General features: G+C 30.4%; 16 protein-coding genes. 11 read left to right on the forward strand and 5 right to left on the reverse strand.

Annotation, left to right across the window (positions count from 1 at the left end; translation table 11 throughout):
* Nucleotide 1 precedes the first annotated feature (1 nt).
* From ACQY6M_RS11175 to rfbB, 10 genes are read left to right on the forward strand one after another with little or no spacing between them, the layout of a single operon-like run.
* Nucleotides 2-1,039 (forward strand): O-antigen ligase family protein, encoded by a 1,038-nt coding sequence (locus ACQY6M_RS11175; protein WP_428741981.1) that lies wholly within the window; start codon nt 2-4, stop codon nt 1,037-1,039.
* The gene (locus ACQY6M_RS11180; protein WP_428741982.1) at nt 1,008-2,126 is read left to right on the forward strand and encodes a glycosyltransferase; all 1,119 of its coding nucleotides are present in this window, start codon (nt 1,008-1,010) and stop codon (nt 2,124-2,126) included. The genes ACQY6M_RS11175 and ACQY6M_RS11180 overlap by 32 nt, the downstream gene beginning before the upstream one ends.
* A gap of 6 nt (nt 2,127-2,132) precedes the next feature.
* A complete protein-coding gene (locus ACQY6M_RS11185; RefSeq protein ID WP_428741983.1) occupies nt 2,133-4,253 on the forward strand; it encodes a bi-domain-containing oxidoreductase in 2,121 nt (706 codons plus the stop codon).
* On the forward strand, nt 4,235-5,818 hold the full coding sequence (locus ACQY6M_RS11190; protein WP_428741984.1) for a heparinase II/III domain-containing protein: 1,584 nt from the start codon (nt 4,235-4,237) through the stop codon (nt 5,816-5,818). The genes ACQY6M_RS11185 and ACQY6M_RS11190 overlap by 19 nt, the downstream gene beginning before the upstream one ends.
* Before the next feature lie 2 nt (nt 5,819-5,820).
* On the forward strand, nt 5,821-6,999 hold the full coding sequence (locus tag ACQY6M_RS11195) for a glycosyltransferase family 4 protein (RefSeq protein ID WP_428741985.1): 1,179 nt from the start codon (nt 5,821-5,823) through the stop codon (nt 6,997-6,999).
* Nucleotides 6,992-7,921, forward strand: coding sequence for an NAD-dependent epimerase/dehydratase family protein (locus ACQY6M_RS11200; RefSeq protein ID WP_428741986.1), 930 nt, complete (start codon nt 6,992-6,994; stop codon nt 7,919-7,921). Before ACQY6M_RS11195 ends, ACQY6M_RS11200 begins: the two co-directional genes overlap by 8 nt.
* Before the next feature lie 2 nt (nt 7,922-7,923).
* Nucleotides 7,924-8,475, forward strand: coding sequence for a sugar transferase (locus tag ACQY6M_RS11205; protein ID WP_428741987.1), 552 nt, complete (start codon nt 7,924-7,926; stop codon nt 8,473-8,475).
* A gap of 5 nt (nt 8,476-8,480) precedes the next feature.
* Nucleotides 8,481-9,356 carry a glucose-1-phosphate thymidylyltransferase RfbA gene (gene rfbA, locus ACQY6M_RS11210; RefSeq protein ID WP_428741988.1) on the forward strand — a complete coding sequence of 292 codons (876 nt, stop codon included), beginning with the start codon at nt 8,481-8,483 and terminating at the stop codon, nt 9,354-9,356.
* Between the two features lie 2 nt (nt 9,357-9,358).
* Complete coding sequence (rfbC, locus tag ACQY6M_RS11215) at nt 9,359-9,913, forward strand: dTDP-4-dehydrorhamnose 3,5-epimerase (protein ID WP_428741989.1); 555 nt, start codon at nt 9,359-9,361, stop codon at nt 9,911-9,913.
* Between the two features lie 28 nt (nt 9,914-9,941).
* The gene (gene rfbB, locus ACQY6M_RS11220; protein WP_428741990.1) at nt 9,942-10,991 is read left to right on the forward strand and encodes a dTDP-glucose 4,6-dehydratase; all 1,050 of its coding nucleotides are present in this window, start codon (nt 9,942-9,944) and stop codon (nt 10,989-10,991) included.
* 53 nt (nt 10,992-11,044) lie between these two features.
* On the opposite strand, the gene ACQY6M_RS11225 is transcribed toward rfbB, so the two are convergent.
* The 5 genes from ACQY6M_RS11225 to porV all read right to left on the reverse strand — a co-directional run bounded on the left by ACQY6M_RS11225 (nt 11,045) and on the right by porV (nt 17,398).
* The gene (locus ACQY6M_RS11225; RefSeq protein WP_428741991.1) at nt 11,045-12,868 is read right to left on the reverse strand and encodes a LysM peptidoglycan-binding domain-containing protein; all 1,824 of its coding nucleotides are present in this window, start codon (nt 12,866-12,868) and stop codon (nt 11,045-11,047) included.
* Nucleotides 12,869-12,893: 25 nt separating this feature from the next.
* Nucleotides 12,894-14,429 carry a glutamine-hydrolyzing GMP synthase gene (guaA, locus tag ACQY6M_RS11230; RefSeq protein ID WP_428741992.1) on the reverse strand — a complete coding sequence of 512 codons (1,536 nt, stop codon included), beginning with the start codon at nt 14,427-14,429 and terminating at the stop codon, nt 12,894-12,896.
* A 71-nt stretch (nt 14,430-14,500) separates the two neighbouring features.
* The gene (locus ACQY6M_RS11235) at nt 14,501-15,565 is read right to left on the reverse strand and encodes a 3-oxoacyl-ACP synthase III family protein (RefSeq protein ID WP_428741993.1); all 1,065 of its coding nucleotides are present in this window, start codon (nt 15,563-15,565) and stop codon (nt 14,501-14,503) included.
* Nucleotides 15,566-15,739: 174 nt separating this feature from the next.
* Nucleotides 15,740-16,222: a cytidine deaminase gene (gene cdd, locus ACQY6M_RS11240; RefSeq protein ID WP_428741994.1), complete on the reverse strand. Its 483-nt coding sequence runs from the start codon at nt 16,220-16,222 to the stop codon at nt 15,740-15,742.
* Nucleotides 16,223-16,303: 81 nt separating this feature from the next.
* The gene (gene porV / locus ACQY6M_RS11245; RefSeq protein WP_428741995.1) at nt 16,304-17,398 is read right to left on the reverse strand and encodes a type IX secretion system outer membrane channel protein PorV; all 1,095 of its coding nucleotides are present in this window, start codon (nt 17,396-17,398) and stop codon (nt 16,304-16,306) included.
* A 366-nt stretch (nt 17,399-17,764) separates the two neighbouring features.
* Here porV and gldJ point away from each other — a divergent pair, with 366 nt between their 5' ends.
* Nucleotides 17,765-19,465, forward strand: coding sequence for a gliding motility lipoprotein GldJ (gldJ, locus tag ACQY6M_RS11250; RefSeq protein ID WP_428741996.1), 1,701 nt, complete (start codon nt 17,765-17,767; stop codon nt 19,463-19,465).
* Nucleotides 19,466-19,514 lie beyond the last annotated feature (49 nt).

The raw sequence follows: 19,514 nt of genomic DNA on the forward strand, positions 1-19,514 counted from the left end.
AATGAAGTTTGTAACATTTTTGGCTGGTTTAATTGCCGCTTTACCATTTGTAATTGCTGTAGAACCCTTTTACTCTGGTTATATAAGTTTTTTATTATTGATTTTTGTTTCAGATTTAAAGAAAATAAATTTAAAAAGACTATCGTATTACTTATTCTATGTATTTACAGTATGTATTTCATTAGTAAATGTAGATTATTATTTCGAAATTAAGGAGTTGCTAATTGGATTGTTGATTCCCATTGTATTTTTGTTTTTTGATTTAAAGATTGATTATGATTCGTTTTTTAAAGGTGTTAATGTTGGAATCGTAATAGTAACATTATCACTATTGTATTTATCAGTTGAAAAAAATTTAATAGGAAATTATATGACTTTTTTCACTTCGGAAAGAGATTGGGGTAATGATAGTTTATTTTATGGGAATGGTACTGCATTAGTATTAACACTCATATCATCTTATTATTTAATAAAGGATCAAATATTAAAATCTATAATAATAAATATTGGTGCTATTTTAACTACTTCAAGGGTTCCTTTAATAATGTTTGCATTTATTTTTATTTATATTCTTTTAATCAGTAATGTAAAGAAAATATATAAAGCTCTCCTAACATTTATTCTTATGGGGTTAATTATTTATGCAGCTATTTTTATATTAAAAGAAGAAAGCTTAATCAATAGATTTACAAGAACAGGGGATAGACAATATATTTTTGATTATTCGTTTGAATTATTTAAAAAGAATATTTATTTAGGTTTTGGGCCAAAAGACATCCCAATTTATCATCACCTGCATAATTCTTTTTTCGAAGTATTGTTTAGATATGGTATTATAACATTTATATTCTATTTAATCCTTTTGCTTAAAGGAAATCTAGTAAATACTAGATTAATTTTTATCTTTCTTACAGTTTTCTTTTTTACTTTTACTCAAATTAATTTACATAATATTAATTATGTTGTTATTTTGAGTGTTATAATTTCTAATTTTAAAAATCTTCAAAATGACGATTCTCTTAAATGCATCGCAACTTAAAATGGCGGGAGGGTTAAACGTTAGTTTAAACATTATTAAGAATTTTTGTGAAATATTAAATAATAATAAGTATATAATTATTTGTCCTAATATAGAAGAGTATAGGGCTTTAAAATATTTAAACTTAGTTAAAATTTATATCCCGGAGAAATATGACAGTTTTGAGTATAAATTTTTTTTAGGTGTTTGGTTGAAGAAAAAAATAGAAGAAGTAAATCCAACGGTTGTTTTTAATTTATGTAATACTCCACTGAAGGTAAAATATAAGCAATTAACAATGCTTCATTGGCCTTACGCTGTTTATCCTGAGAGTAAGGTTTGGGAAATGATGACGCTGAAAGATAAACTTATAAGAAAATTTAAGCTTTATAAGTTTAAAAAAAATATAAATCAACACTCTGTTTTTACAGTACAGACTGATGTTATGAAAAATAGATTAGTAAAGCTTTATAAACTTAAAAATGTTTTTGTTGTACCTAATTCTATTAATATAGAATATGCTACAAATTCTATTGATAGTCCTTCTAGTTTACTACAAAAGGATAATAGCTATAAATACTTTTTATATCCCACTAAATATTATCCCCATAAAAACATTGAAATATTAATAGATGTAGCTAAAGAAATTGTAAAAAATAAAAATAAATTTATAATAATTTTAACACTGAATGAAAAAGATAAAAGAGTGAAAAAAATAATAAATGAGATTAACTCTTTGAAGCTAAGTAATGTTATAATAAATGTAGGTTACCTTAATTTTAAAGAAATTCATTCAGTTTATAATTCTGTAGATGCGATTTTAATGCCTACTATTTTAGAAACTTTAGGATTACCTTATTTGGAAGCTATTAGTTTGAAAAAACCACTTTTTACTTCAGATTTGGATTTTTCACGATCACTATGCGGTGATTACGGGATTTTTTTTAATCCTTTTTCATATGTTGATATTTACGAAAAAATGAAATTAATTCAAAACAACGATGTTATTTCCAAAAAGATAACTTTTGCTGAATCTGTAATGGAAAGGTATACAGGAGATTGGAGTGAAGTAGTAAAATTATATAATACAATTTTGAAGACATTATAATCATAAATGAAACAAATTATACAAGACCTTAAAAAGGGTGATACCATATTAGAAGAAGTTCCTGTTCCATTGGTGAAAAAAGGGCACGTGCTTATAAAGACTTCTAAATCATTAGTTTCTCTTGGGACTGAGAAAATGCTAGTAGAATTTGGTAAAGCGAATTTTATTCAAAAAGCTAAACAACAACCTGATAAGGTGAAAATGGTTTTAGATAAGATTAAAACCGATGGTTTAAAACCAACAATAGATGCTGTCTTTAATAAGTTAGGTCAACCATTGCCACTAGGTTATTGTAATGTAGGAGAAGTTGTAGCTGTTGGGAATGGTGTTTCAGAATTTAAAATTGGAGATCGAGTTGCGTCTAATGGAAATCATGCAGAGTATGTTTTAGTTCCTAGAAATCTCGTTGCAAAAATTCCAGATAACGTATCAGATGAGGAAGCTACATTTACAGTAATTGGTGCAATTGGTTTACAGGGTATTAGGTTGCTTAACCCTACATTTGGAGAGACAATTGTAGTAGTTGGATTAGGACTTATCGGTTTGGTTACTGCTGAACTTCTAAAAGCTAACGGGTGTAATGTTATAGGATTCGATTTTGATCATGAAAAAATAAAAATAGCAAAATCTAAAGGTATTACAGCTATAAACCCATCAGAAGGAACAGATCAGGTAAAATTTGTAGAAACTTTTACAAACGGAGTAGGAGCAGATGGTATTATTATTACTGCGTCAAGTAAGAGTAATGAGATTATCTCTCAATCAGCACAAATGTGTCGAAAACTCGGTAGAATTGTTCTTGTAGGTGTAATAGGATTGGATATTAGTCGAGCAGATTTTTACAATAAAGAAATATCTTTTCAAGTTTCATGTTCTTATGGACCTGGAAGATATGATGAAGAGTATGAGCAAAAAGGAAATGATTATCCCATAGGTTACGTTAGATGGACAGAAAAGAGAAATTTTGAAGCTGTATTAAACGCTATTTCAGTTGGTTCGTTAGATGTTAATCCACTTATAACAGAGAGGGTTCCTCTAAAAGAGTTCGAAACTATATACGGAGATATGTCTTCATCTAAATCTATAGCATCAATTTTAGAGTATAATTCAAACGAAGAGCCAAAAAATACAGTTATATTAAACGAAAAGTCGTTTGGAGGTAATAAAGGAATTATTGGCATAGTTGGTTCTGGGAATTTTACAAGCGCCACGATTTTACCAAGTCTGAAAAAATTAAACGCAGATATAAAATACATTGCGAGCTCTGGAGGTTTGTCGTCTACAACAATGGCAAAACAGTATGGAATTACTAATTCCACAACAAATTATAAGGAAATACTTACTGATAAGGAAACAGATTTAGTTTTTATTACTACAAAACATAACATGCATGCACCAATGGTACTTGAAACATTGAGGGCAGATAAAAGTGTTTTCGTTGAAAAACCATTGGCCTTAAATAGAGATGAGTTAGATGAAATTATAGAAGAGTATAACTCACGTAATGTTTCCATATCTGTTGGATTTAATAGACGATTTGCTCCTTTAGCTAAGCAAATGAAAAAGGTTTTGGGTAATGATAATACATCTATGAATATTGTAGCTACAATGAATGCAGGGTTTATTCCTGCTGATGTTTGGGTTCATGATATGGAAATTGGAGGAGGAAGAATAATTGGAGAAGCATGTCACTATATAGATTTATGTACTTATTTGGCTGGAAGTAAAGTTAAATCTATATGTATGAATTCTATGGGGATTAATCCAGAAGAAAATACAGATAATGCTAGCATCCTTTTAAAGTATGAAAATGGTACGAATGCTGTTATTAATTACTTTGCCAATGGTTCAAAGGCCTATTCAAAGGAGAGAATAGAGGTATATTCCCAAGAAAGAACATTGGTAATGAATAATTGGAGAAAATTGAGAGGATATGGCTTTAAGAAATTCTCAAAATGTTCCTCTAAGCAGGATAAAGGTCATTATAATCAATTTAAAGAATTGATTAGTAGTCAAAAATCAGGTGGAGAATCAATTATACCATTTGAAGAAATTGTAAATACGACTAAGGCGTCATTTGCAGCTATTGAATCTTTGAAAGAAGGAAGATGGATAGAAGTAAAATAATTACATTATATCATACAATAAAATACTTAAAGCCTGTTCAAGTTTATTACAGGCTTTACTATTTAATACGTAATCGTTTTTTTAAGAAGTCTTATAGTAAAAAGGCAATAAATAGAACTTTAGAATTAGATTGGAGAGATGAAGTTTTTAATTATGAATCATATTTCGGATCTAAAGATTTCGAATTTTTGAATTTTCAAATTAGCTTTGAGAATAGAATAAATTGGAATTATTCTGACTACGGAAAATTGTGGACTTATAACTTGAACTACTTCGATTTTTTAAATCAAAAAGAAATAGATGTAAGTGACGGATTAGAACTGATAAAAAATTATATCAGTCAAGATTCAGAATTATTAGATGGAAAGGAACCTTATGTTATTTCTTTAAGAGGAATTAATTGGGTAAAGTTTTTATCAAAGAATAAGATTAAAAATAAAACTATTGATGAAACGCTATACTATTACTATCAAGTTTTATTAGATAACTTGGAGTATCATCTATTAGGAAATCATTTACTTGAGAATGGGTATTCTTTACTATTTGGAGGATATTATTTTCAAGATCAAAAATTGTTAAGTATTGCTCAAAAAATTTTAAAGACAGAATTAGAAGAGCAAATTTTAAAAGATGGAGCTCATTATGAACTTTCTCCAATGTATCATCAAATCTTACTGGGACGTCTTTTAGATTGTATTCAATTAATAAAACGAAATGAGAAAATTGATGATAAAAATTTATTAGGTTTTCTTGAAGAGAAGGCTTCTAGCATGTTGTCATGGTTATCAAATATTACTTATAAAAATGGTAATATCCCTCTATTAAATGATAGTTCTGTTGGAATAGCACCAGCATCAAATGAATTATTCAGTTATGCTGAATCTCTAAATTTAAACTGGAAAAATATTAAGTTATTTGATTCAGGTTATAGGAAATTTGAATCAAATAAATTAGAGGTTTTAATAGATGTTGGGAATATTCAACCATCCTACCAACCAGGACATGCTCATTCAGATACATTTAGTTTTGAATTATATTCTGAGAATATTCCAATAATTATTGATCCAGGTGTATCTACTTACGAAAAAAATGAAAGAAGACAGAAAGAAAGAGGAACTTACTATCATAATACTGTTCAATTAGGGAATTTAGAGCAAACTCAAGTTTGGGGAGGATTTAGAGTTGCGAAAAGAGCTAAAGTATTTGGTATAATTGAAGATGAAAATAAAATTTTAGCCAAACATGATGGTTATAAAAGTGAAGGAATTATTCATGCCAGACAATTTCATCTAGATGGAAACAATCTAATAATAAGAGATTCTTTGGAAGGTATATCTTCCCTAGATAAAAAAATGATTCTACATCTTCATCCTGATGTTAAAATAAATGAAATCAGTAAATCTGACTTTTATTTAAATAACTTAAAATTAAACTTTATAGGAGAGTTTGACAAGGTAGTTATTCAAGATTATGAATTTAGTATAGGATTTAATAAAACAAGAAAAGGAAAAAAAATAGTGGTATTTTTCAACGGTGAGTTGGAGACACGTATTACCGAAATATAATTATGAAAATATTATTCTTAACATTCTATTATGAACCTGATTTGTCAGCCGGATCTTTTAGAAACACTTCCTTATTTAAGGAACTTTTAAATCACCTAAATGATGATGATACACTTGAGGTAATTACAACACACCCTAATAGATATGACTCTTTCAAAGCAGATGCAAAAGATAAAGAGGAAATTAAAAAAGGAGTAGTGGTTAACAGGATTAAAATTCCTGAGCATGGAAGCGGAATTATTGGACAAGTTAAGTCATATAAAGAGTTTTATTTTAGAGCTTTAAGTCTTACTAAAGATAAAAAATATGATCTAGTTTATGCTTCTTCCTCTCGTTTATTTACAGCTTTTTTAGGAGCAAAAGTAGCAAGAAAGAAAAAAGCAAAATTATATTTAGATATTCGAGACATTTTTAGAGAAACGATTACAGATTTATATAAAAATAAGATTATCAATTTAGGTTTAAACTTAGTTTTAAAACCTATTGAGAATTACACTTTTGGAAGAGCTGGGCATATAAATTTAGTTTCAAAAGGATTTAAGAGTTATTTCAAAAACTACAAAAAGGCAGAATATTCATTTTTCACAAATGGTATTGACGAGTTATTTTTATCACTCCCGACCAATAATACAGAAGAGAAAAAGAACGAAGTTAAAACTATAATTTATGGTGGTAATATAGGAGAAGGACAAGGATTAGATTTGATTATACCAGATATTGCTAAGAAATTATCGGGAACACATAAATTTCAAATTATTGGTGATGGGGGTGGTAGAGAAAAACTAGAGGAAAAATTAAAAGTTAATAATGTTGAAAATGTAGAAATGATTCCACCAGTTAGCAGAAATGAGTTGATAAATTACTATCAAAAAGCTGATTATCTATTTTTACATTTAAATAAACATAAAGCTTTTGAAAGAGTATTACCATCCAAACTTTTTGAATATGGGACTTTTAATAAACCCATAATTGCTGGAGTAGATGGGTATGCTAAAGAATTTTTAAAAGAGAATATGTCGAACTTAATTTTATTCGAGCCAACTAATGCAGAGGAACTTTATAACAGGTTGACGAATTTTATATACAAGAACGAGGAAAGAATAGAATTTAAGAAAAATTTTAGTAGAGCGGAGATTAATAAGAGAATGACAGAGTCAATATTACATTTTTGGAATGGCTAACAATGTTTTAATTAGTGGAAGAACAGGATTTGTTGGGTCAAATTTATTTAATTATCTAAAAAAAGATTATAGAGTTCAAGGAGTTTCTAGAAGAAAAGCAGAAGATTTAATTTCTTATGAATCTCTAGATAAGGAAGTATTAAATATTAGTAAAGCTTTTATCCATTTAGCAGGAAAAGCACATGACTTAAAGAGTATATCAAATGATGATGAATACTTTAAAGTAAATACTGAGTTAACAAAAAAACTTTTTGATAAGTTCTTAAAAAGTGAATGTGAAGCTTTTATCTTTATGAGTTCTGTTAAGGCTGTTGCTGATGAAGTAGAGGCTGTACTTGTTGAAAATGTTACTCCAAACCCTATAACCGCATATGGTAAATCAAAATTGGAAGCCGAGGAATATATACTTAGTAAAGAAATTCCAAAAGATAAAAGAGTTTATATTTTAAGACCTTGCATGATTCATGGTCCTAATAATAAAGGAAATCTAAATTTATTATATAGTTTTGTATCAAAAGGTATACCTTATCCATTTGGAAGGTTTAAAAACCAACGTTCTTTTTTATCTGTAGAGAATCTATGTTTTGTTATAAAAGAATTGATAGAAAATAAAAATATTTCGTCGGGTGTATATAATATAGCAGATGATGAATCTTTATCAACAAATGAATTGGTGAAAATAATAGGTGTAGGAGTTAATAAAAATGCGAGGATATTTAATACTCCTAAAGTATTCATTAATATGTTAGCAAAACTTGGAGACATATTATTACCATTTCCAATTAATTCAGAAAGAGTTCAAAAATTGACGGAGGATTATGTGGTTTCAAACAAAAAAATAAAAAGTGCTTTAGGAATTGATGAGTTTCCTTTGAGTATTAGAGAAGGAATAATAAAAACAATTAAAAGCTTTTCGGAATAATTATGACACGATTTTTTGATTTTATATTTTCATTTTTTGGAATTCTAGTTTTATGGCCAATAGGATTGGTTATATATATATTGGGATTATTTGATACTGGCTCCCCTCTTTTTAAACAAGAACGAGTAGGGAAAAATCAAAAGCCATTTATACTATTGAAGTTTAGAACAATGACAGTAAATACTCAATCAGTAGCAACACATTTAGCAAATAGTAGCTCAGTAACGAAATTAGGTTCTTTTTTAAGGAAATCAAAATTAGATGAATTACCACAACTAATCAATGTGTTAAAAGGGGATATGAGTTTAGTAGGTCCTAGACCCAATCTTTTTAATCAAAAAGAATTAATTCAAGAGAGAAGTAATAGAGAAGTATATAGCTCTTTACCAGGAATAACCGGTCTAGCTCAAATTAATGAAATAGATATGTCAACACCAAAAAAATTGGCTGAAGTTGATGCAGAAATGCTAGAATCTTTAACACTAAAAAAATATTTTCAATATATTTTTGCGACAGTTGGAGGTAAAGGGTCTGGTGATAGAATAAAAAAATAGTTTTTATGAAAGGAATTATACTAGCAGGCGGGTCAGGAACACGGTTATATCCGATTACAAAGGGAGTATCAAAACAGTTGCTTCCAGTGTATGATAAACCGATGATTTATTATCCGTTATCAGTATTGATGTTGGCAGGAATTAGAGATGTTTTGATTATTTCTACCTCAGATGATATGCCAAGTTTTCAAAAATTATTAGGAAATGGTAATGATTTGGGAATTCACTTAAGTTATGCAGAACAACCTTCTCCGGATGGATTAGCTCAAGCATTTATTATTGGGGAAGAATTTATAGGTAATGAGGATGTATGCCTCATCTTAGGCGATAATATTTTTTATGGTCATGGATTGCCTGAAATGCTACAATCGGCAATTAACAATATTAAAAAAGAAAATAAAGCAACTATTTTTGGGTACAATGTAAAAGACCCTGAACGTTATGGTGTGGTAGATTTTGATGCTAATGGGAATGCTATTTCTATTATAGAAAAGCCCGAGAGTCCAAAATCAAATTATGCAGTGGTTGGCTTATATTTTTATCCAAATGATGTGATCCAGGTAGCAAAAAATGTGAAACCTTCTCAAAGAGGAGAGTTAGAAATTACTTCTGTAAATCAGCATTATTTAGAAAACGGACAGTTAAAGGTTGAGTTAATGGGGCGCGGTTTTGCGTGGTTAGATACTGGGACGCACGACTCTTTATTGGAAGCAAGTCAGTTTATTGAAACTATTGAAAAACGTCAAGGTTTAAAAGTAGCTTGTATAGAAGAAATAGCATTGTATATGGGCTATATCAATAAAGAGCAAGTAAAAAAGTTAGCTGAACCTTTGAAAAAAAACAGCTATGGACAATACTTGTTAAACTTAGCAAAAGAATAATAATGATTTTTACGAAAACAGCCATTCCTGAAGTTGTAATTATAGAACCGAAAGTTTTTGGAGATCAAAGAGGGTATTTTTTTGAGTCTTTTAATCAAAAAGAATTTGAAGAAAATATTGGACACGTAAATTTTGTTCAAGATAATGAGTCGAAATCGACTTATGGTGCTTTACGAGGATTACATTTTCAACAACCACCTTTCGCACAGGCAAAGTTGATACGTTGTATCCAAGGAAAAGTGCTAGACGTAGTGGTAGATGTGAGAAAAAATTCACCTAGCTATGGAAAGCATATAGCTTTAGAGTTATCTGAAGAAAATAAAAAACAATTATTTATACCAAGAGGTTTTGCACATGGATTTGTGACTTTATCCAAAGAAGCAATTTTTGCATATAAGGTAGATAATTGGTATGCTCCTGAATATGATTCGGGAATTATATGGAATGATACTACTTTAAATATTGATTGGAGAATTGAAACAGAAGAAGTGATAATTTCTTCAAAAGACAAACAACTTGCTACTTTTTCAGTATTAGAAACTCCGTTTATTTATTAGTAACTTTGAATTTATACACAAAACTTTCATGAGGAATATATTAATTACAGGAGGAGCTGGCTTTATAGGCTCACATGTTGTAAGGTTGTTTGTAAACAAATATCCTGACTATAATATTATTAATTTAGACCTTCTTACTTATGCAGGAAACTTAGAGAACTTAAAAGATATTGAAGGAAAATCGAATTATACGTTTGTTAAGGCTGATATTTGCGATTATGATATAATAGCTAGTATTTTTTCAAAATATAAGATAGATGGAGTAATTCACTTAGCTGCTGAATCACATGTAGATCGTTCGATAAAGGATCCTTTTTCTTTTGCAAGAACTAATGTAATGGGAACATTGAGTTTATTACAAGCAGCTAAAAACTATTGGGGAGATAACTTTGAAGATAAGTTGTTTTATCATGTATCAACTGATGAGGTTTATGGTTCTTTAGGTGATGAAGGCTTTTTTTTAGAAACGACAGCTTATGATCCTCATTCTCCATATTCAGCATCTAAAGCTTCGTCAGATCATTTTGTAAGAACTTTTTATGATACTTATGGCTTACCAGTAGTAATTTCTAATTGCTCAAATAACTATGGAGCAAATCAGTTTCCTGAAAAATTGATTCCGTTATTTATCAATAATATCTGTAATAATAAGGCTTTACCTGTTTATGGAAAAGGAGATAATGTGAGAGACTGGTTGTTTGTGGAAGATCATGCTAAGGCAATTGATGTTATTTTTCATAAAGGAATAATTGGAGATACATATAATGTAGGAGGTTTTAATGAATGGAAGAATATTGATTTGATTAAGGTACTTATAAAAACAGTAGATAAGTTTTTAGGAAGAGAAGAAGGAACATCAGAAAAACTAATTACTTATGTAAAAGATAGAGCAGGTCATGATTTTCGTTATGCTATAGATGCATCAAAACTTAAAAACGAGTTAGGCTGGGAACCTTCATTGCAATTTGAAGAGGGTATAGAAAAAACAGTAAAATGGTATTTAGAAAATGAAGAATGGATTCAACATGTAACAAGTGGAGAATATCAAAAATATTACCAACAAATGTATGAGCAATAAAAAAAGTCGAAACAATTTTGTTTCGACTTTTTTTATTTTTTATGATACAGTAATTATTTGAGTCTGCTTAAACTTAAGTCTTTATTGTATTTTACAATAAATAATCCTTCATTACTACTGCTGCCAAACATCTTTTTACGATAATCGAATTTGTTTTCAACACGTAATGAAACTCCTTTCTTAAAAGTACTACTTAGATTGTCACCCGAAGCTAAACGCATTAAAATATCATAGGTAATATCGAATCCTTTAATAGCATACTCTGACGGAATAGTATTGTTTTTTGCTAAGAATTTTTCGTTAAAAACTTTTGTTTCTATAGCATCTTCATCAGCATAGGTGTTTGAAACATAAGTAAAATTAATGCTAGCTAATTTATTGTTATCAATCTTATTGTAAGCACCATTTTTATCAGCTGAAAATACTTGAACTTTAATTTCGTCAGGTAAACTAATCATACTATTCAAAGCATCTGCAACTACTACATTATCGTTAGAAGCAATAATTACCCAGTTATGTCTTTTAGAAGACATTTTTTTGGTGAAACGTTCTCTTTTGATATATCCATCTTCAGGCTTTAAAATATGGATATCATTTATGCTATCATGTTTTCTTAGCTCAGAAACAATTTTTGAAACTTCATCATTCGTAGTACTCTTGTCATCACCAACAATAAAAATCTCTTGATCTTTATAACTGTCTTTTAAGTATGAAGCTAAGTATTCTATATATCTACTTTTTTCAGGAGAAGTTTTAACCAATTTTGAAGATGAAAATTTATTTTGTTTACTTGAGTAATGTGGAAATATTACAGGAGCATCTACGCCTTTTGCGACAACTTCTGCTTTGTCAGAGTAAAAAGGTCCGATAACAACATCAATATTTTCTAGTTTCTTATTTTCTAATATGGCAGGGATATTTTTTCCTCTGTTTCCAGTATCAAAAACATCTACATATACACTTACTCCTTGTTTTTTAATAGAATCAATGGCAATTTCAGCACCCATGTAAAAATCAGTAACCATGTTGGTAAGTTGATTTCCTTCAAAAATATTTTTACTGGATTTATCGCTATACTCCTGAGCTTTAAAAGGCAATAAAATAGCGAGGTTTATAGATACATCTTCTTGAATACTATCTTTATAAAAAGCATAATTCTCACTTCCTTTTACTTCTTCTATAGGCTTAATTTTTAACAATTGACCTATTGATAATTTGTTGTCAACTAAATCTGGATATTCAGGGTTTAAGCGAATTAAATCTTCTTTTGAAACATTGTAAAAGCGGGTTAAGCTATACATGGTTTCTTTACTCTTAACGGTATGCGTTAAAAATTTTTTTAAAACCTCGTCTTTATCTATCGTTATAGTCTTTGTAATAGCCTTAACCTTTAATACTTGCCCTATACTTAAGTTATTACTTTGGATGTTAGTGTATTCAGGATTGTATTTTATTAAGTCTTCTTTAGTAATACCATATTGTTTGGTAATGCGGTATACTGTTTCTCCTTTTTCTACGGTATGAGTTTCGTATTCAACAATTGTTTGCTGAAATACGGTATCATCTACATCATTTGTGTTATTTGTAGTAGTGTCTTCATCTGTAGTATTATCAGTGGTTTCTTCTTTAGCAGAAGAGGTAGATGAAGAAGCGTTCTTTTTAATATTTGGAATTACAATTACTGTATTTGCTTCAGGTCTTCTTCCTACATCAGGATTTAAACGTAGTAAATCTTTTGTTTTCATGTCCAAGCGATCTGCAATGTCTCGCATTGTTTCTCCTTCTTGGACTTTATAAGACACATAACGTTTTTGTTGACCGCAAGAAACGGCAAAAGTTAAAATACAAACTAATAGTAAAAATTGTAATTTCTTCATCTACTCTTTTTTTATTATATGGGTTTTATTCCCATTCGATTGTTGCAGGTGGTTTAGAACTGATGTCATACACAACTCTGTTCACACCTTTTACATTATTTATTATTTTATTTGATGTTTTTTGTAAAAATTCATATGGTAAATTCACCCAATCAGCGGTCATACCATCAGTGCTTTCAACAGCGCGTAGAGCTACTACCTTTTCGTAGGTTCTTTCATCTCCCATAACTCCAACAGAGTTTACAGGTAATAAAATAGCTCCTGCTTGCCATACTTTATCATATAGTCCGCTTTCTTTTAATCCGTTGATGAACACAGCATCTACTTCTTGTAAAATACGAACTTTTTCTGCTGTAATATCTCCTAAAATCCTAATTGCTAAACCAGGCCCTGGGAATGGATGGCGACCTAACAATTCTTTATCAATTCCCATAGAAGCTCCTACACGACGTACTTCATCTTTAAAAATCATACGTAAAGGCTCTACTACTTTCAATTTCATAAAGTCAGGTAAACCACCTACGTTATGATGACTCTTAATTGTGGCAGAAGGTCCGCCATTTACAGAAACCGATTCAATCACATCTGGATAAATAGTTCCTTGTGCTAACCATTTTGCATCTTCTATTTGATGTGCTTCATCATCAAAAACATCAATAAATACTTTCCCAATGGCTTTACGCTTATCTTCTGGATCACTTAAACCTGCTAATTCGCCCAAAAAGCGTGCCGAAGCATCTACACCTTTAACGTTTAATCCCATACCTTCGTATTGTTTTAATACATCAGTAAACTCATTTTTACGTAATAATCCATTATTTACGAAAATACAGTGTAAATTATTTCCAATAGCTCTGTTTAATAATACTGCCGCTACAGTTGAATCTACTCCTCCAGATAATCCTAATACAACTTTATCATTACCAATCTTTGCTTTTAACTCAGCAACCGTTTCTTCAACAAATGAATCTGGTGTCCAAGTTTGAGCAACTCCAGCTATATTAACTAAAAAGTTTTGTAATAATTGTTTTCCATCTGTAGAATGATATACTTCTGGGTGAAATTGTATTGCATAGGTGGTTTCTCCTTCAATTTTATAAGCTGCATTTTCAACATCGTGAGTGCTCGCTAATAAAGTTCCATCAGTAGGTAATTCTTTAATAGTGTCTGAATGACTCATCCAAACTTGACTTCCTTCAGAAATCCCTTGAAAAAAATCTTCTCCTTCTTTGATAAAAGATAAGTTAGCTCTACCATATTCACGAGTATTAGAAGGAGCTACTAAACCACCTGAAAAATGAGCTAAGTACTGTGCTCCGTAGCATACTGCCAATAAAGGTTTTTTACCTCTTATTTCAGATAAATCTGGGTGAGGTGCTTCTTTTGAACGAACCGATGAAGGACTTCCAGAGAGGATTACAGCTTTAAAATCGTTTAAATTTTGTGGTATTTTGTTGTAAGGATGAATTTCACAATAAATGTTTAATTCTCTTACGCGGCGCGCAATTAACTGCGTGTATTGCGATCCGAAATCTAATATAAGTACGTTGTGTTGTTGCATGCGCAAAAATAGTACTTACATTTTAGATTTGCGATAATATTTAGCAAGAAATTCTTCTACTTAACAAACTATTAATACTTGTAAACAATTGCATTGATATTCATACCTGCACCCACCGAGGCAAGTATAATTATATCACCTTTTTTTACTTCTTGGTTTTCAATATTTCCTTTTAAAACCAAATCGAGCAGGGTAGGTACTGTAGCGACTGAACTATTTCCTAATTTGTGAATGCTCATAGGCATTACACCTTCAGGAATAGGTTTTTTATATAAACGGTAAAAACGTTTAATAATAGCTTCATCCATTTTTTCATTAGCTTGATGGATGAATATCTTTTTTACATCATCAATAGCTACACCACTTTTTTCTAAAGCAGTTTGCATAGCTTTAGGTACATTGTTTAATGCGAACTCGTAAATTTTTCGTCCGTGCATTTTTATATAACGCACATCTCGATCTTTACTTTTGTCGTAGGAATTTCCAAAGAATAAATAATAGGCTTCATCTTTGGTAAAGGTTTGTGAAGCATGACTTAAAATACCACTGTCATTTTCATCAGAAGCTTCTACAATACAAGCACCAGCGCCATCACTATAAATCATAGAATCTCTGTCGTTTATATCAATAACTCTCGATAAAGTTTCACCACCAATAACCAAACACTTTTTTGCTATTCCAGCTTTGATAAAAGCTTGTGCTTGAATAAGACCTTCAATCCAACCAGGACATCCAAATAAAATATCATAAGCAACACAATTTGGATTATCTATTTGTAACAAATGCTTTACACGTGTTGCTAAACTTGGAAGAATATCACTTTGTATGGCGTCTTTTTTTACATCTCCGAAGTTATGAGCAAAAATAATATAGTCTAATTCTTCAGGATTGATATTTGCGTTCTCTATTGCTTTTTTTGCTGCAAAAAAACCAAGATCAGAAGCTTTGTATTCAGGTTTGGCATACCTGCGTTCTTCAATGCCTGTAATAGACTTAAATTTTTCAATAATTACCGAGTTTGGATTGTCGAAAGTTGTTCCATCGGTATTTAAAAACACATCGTTATCAAACTTATAGTTTTCTTTTGTGATTGACGGGATGAAAGAACCTGTTCCTGTAATTACTGATAGCTTCATTAGATTTAATGATTTTTTAATGTTGAGTAATTACAAATAAAGTGTTTTTATTGACTACAACCTCTTTATTTACAGTCAATTTTATAAAATTATGATATTCTTAAAAAACAAAGAATATTTTTAGGTATTATAAAAATGAATAAGTCTTTTTTAAGGTTTTTATTCTATTAGTTATTATAAATAAGAGCTGTCAAAAGAAAAAGGGAGTAAAGAGAGTAAAGATTCAGTTTTTACAATTTGACCAACTTCTCCCATGAATAGTATTTGAATAGGTTCTTTTTGGTTGATTTCGTATTCTGACAATGTTTGACGACAGGCTCCACAAGGTCCAACAGGTTTATCGACCTTAGAATTTTCAGAAGCAGCAGTAATAGCTATCTTTTTTACCTTCATATTTGGATATTCTGATCCAGCTTTCCAAATAGCTACACGCTCAGCACACATACCAGAAGGGTAAGCAGCACTTTCCTGATTATTACCTAATATAACTTCACCGTTGTCAAGTAATATAGCAGCACCTACATTAAATTTTGAGTAAGGAGCATAGGCTTTATGTCTTGCTTCTACAGCTTTTTGAATTAAAAAAGCATCTTCTACAGATAATTGAGAAATATCATCAAATAAAAGAGCCTCCGTATTTATATTAATTTTCTTCATAGTAAATATATTAGTCAAAAAAAGCAGTCGAGTAGACTGCTTTTATATTCTGATGCGAATTTATAAAAAAAATATTGTTCCTTAGTATACTTCATATAGTTCTCCTAAATCAAAAGATAAAGAAAAGCGTAAGGTATTTTCTAACGGATTGTTAACACTTGAAGTGTTAATTAAATATGATAAATCCAGTGTGAATGCCTTAGAAGTAAATCCTGTACCTAGAGTAAAATACTGACGTTGTCCTTTTTCTTCACTTTCATGAAAATATCCTGTTCTTAAAGCAAAGGCTTTATTGTATAAGTATTCAGCGCCTAAGGCCCAAGTAGTTTCTTTTAGCTCTTCACTAAAGCTTCTGTCTCCTAAAGAAGTAAACATACCCTCAAACCATCCTCTTTCTGAGTTTGGACTAGATGGAACTAATAACTTTGTGAATTCTAAGTTAAGACCTAGTGTATTGTAGTTGTCAAAGATGAAGTCAAATCCACCACCTATTTTACCATTAGTAGGAATAAAGTTTTCAACTCCCGGTGTGTATTCAACTTTAGGTCCAATATTAGCAATATTAAAACCTAAACGATAGCGTCCATTAAAGTTACCAAAGTTTTTTTCTTCAGATTGATAATACCCTGAAATATCTACAGCAAAAGAGTTTACAGTTTCTAAGCTAGAATCGTTACTTCTAATTTTATAGTTAGAGTTAATGTATTTTAAACCAATTCCCATCGAAAAGGTTTCACTTAGTTTTAACGAGTATATACCTGTGATGGCAAGTTCGTTAGGAGTTTCAGTTCCTGTTGGATTATTAAGGTCATCTCTTAAGGCAACTTCGCCTAAAGAAAAATATTTTAAATCTACCCCCCAAGCAGATTTTTCACTATATCTATTCACATAGGATGCTCCACCTACAAAAATATCGTCGGTTAAATTTCGTAGCCATGGTGTATAGTTAACACCAACACTTATTCTGTTTTGATTAAAAACTGTTTTAGCTGGGTTGTGAAAAATTGAGAAAGCATCAGCCGATGTTGCAACACCAACATCCCCCATACCTCCAGCACGAGCATCAGGTGTAATCAATAAAAAAGGCATTGCCGTAGTATTTATTGATGTTTGAGCTTGTACTTTATTTTGAAGGGTAAAGCACATAAATAATAGTGCAATAGATAATTTTTTCATGTAAAATTTGATTAATTGTTTAGCAAATATATGATTTTCTTAAAGCATTATTTATTTTTTTAATGCTTTTAGATATCAGGTTTCTATACATTAAGGGGAATTTTACTTACTAGATAACGATGTTAGTCCAGAAATATTATATGTGAACTTAATATTTAAAATACTATTCTATATACTTGAAAAAATGTCACATCATAATAATGCTTATTTTAATCTTTTTCTTAGTTTCGTAATACTAAAGTTAAAAAACTGTCGTTTGTAATCTTGCATGAGCAAGGTTGCTAAATGTGAAATTGTAGATAATTTAGTTGTAAGAAATTAGAAATATTGTAAATTGCGGCACCCTTAAAAAACAGTTTAAAATACATGAAAAGTACGTTGAAATTATTTAGTTTATTGGCAATCACCGGTTTATTAGTTGCTTCTTGTAAGAGTAACGGAGGTGGGTCAGGTAAATCCTCGTTAACAGGTTGGAATTTTAATGACCCTAGTTATGGAGGTTATATAAAAGGGAAATATAAAGAAGGAAAAAACGTTCCTCCTGGAATGGTTCATATTGAAGGAGGTACCTTTACTATGGGACTTGTACAGGATGATGTAATGTTTGATTGGAATACAACTCCTAAGAAAATGCATGTACGTACCTTTTATATGGATGAAACAGAGGTGACAAATGCAGAATACGGTTTATTCATGCAGTATACAAAAGACGTTTTTCCAGCGGAAGATCCTCAGTTTAAAAATATATACCCATCAATCTTACCAGATACATTAGTTTGGAGAAAAGGATTAGGGAATACAAATTTATTATCTGAGAGTTACTTAAGACATCCATCTTATGCAGAGTACCCAGTAGTTGGAGTTAGTTGGATTCAAGCAAATAAATATTGTAAGTGGCGTACTAATGCTGTTAACTTAAAAATCTTAATGGATAAAGGTGTGATTAAAAATATCTTTAAAGATGATTCACTAAGTTTTAAAGGAGAAAATAATTTTGACACCGATACGTATTTTACGGATCCTTATGCTATATTCGATGGAGATTCTACTATCTATAAAAAAGGAATTCCTGTACCAAAAGTAAAAGGAGAACCTAAACCAGCTAAGGGGTCATTTACTGGAAGACAAGTTACTTCGTCAGATGGTATTTTGTCACAAAAGTTTAGATTACCTACGGAAGTGGAGTGGGAATATGCAGCAAAAGCGCTTTTTGAAAACCGTGAATATAATAATATTAGAGGTAGAAAAAAATATGCTTGGAGCGGAAAATATACTCGTGATAGAGATAAACGCAGGAGAGGAGATCAACTAGCAAACTTTAAGCAAGGAAAAGGAGACTATAGTGGTATTGCAGGTTGGAGTAGCGATGGTTCGGATATTCCTAACGCGGTGAGAAGTTATCCACCAAATGCATTTGGTTTATACGATATGTCTGGTAACGTAGCTGAATGGGTTGAAGATGTTTATAGACCTATAATTGATTCAGAAGCAAATGACTTTAATTATTTTAGAGGGAATATTTTCACCAAGAAGTTAATTAATGAAGAAGGTAAAGTAGTTATCGTAGGAGATGGAGAAGTTGAGTATGATACTTTAGAAAATGGTAGAATTGTACCTAAAGATTTACCTGGTAGTGTTAAGTATATTCCTATTACAAAAGAAGATACTTATATGAGAAGAAATTATAACTTGGCCAATAACTCTAGTTTAGGAGACGGTGACCAAGCTTCATCTAAATATTACGGATTAGATAAAGATCAGTTAGATCGTTCTTCAAGAATGTATAACTCACCTCAAAAACCTGAAGCTGAAGTGGATTCTTTAGGACATGCTATAGACAATTATAAATACGATAGTAAAAGAAGAACTACTTTAATTAGTGATAAGTCTAGAGTATATAAAGGAGGTTCTTGGGCTGATAGAGAGTATTGGTTAGATCCAGCACAAAGAAGATATTTCCCAGAATATATGGCAACTAATTATATTGGGTTTAGATGTGCTACAGATAAAATGGGACCAATGGTGTTAAACAAAAGAAAAACTGCCACACCAGATAAAGTTAAATAAGAATTTACTTTAATAATACAGAAAAACCTCATTGAATCTCAATGAGGTT

Origin of the sequence: Tenacibaculum sp. (assembly GCF_050290165.1) — a bacterium.
GTDB lineage: Bacteria > Bacteroidota > Bacteroidia > Flavobacteriales > Flavobacteriaceae > Polaribacter.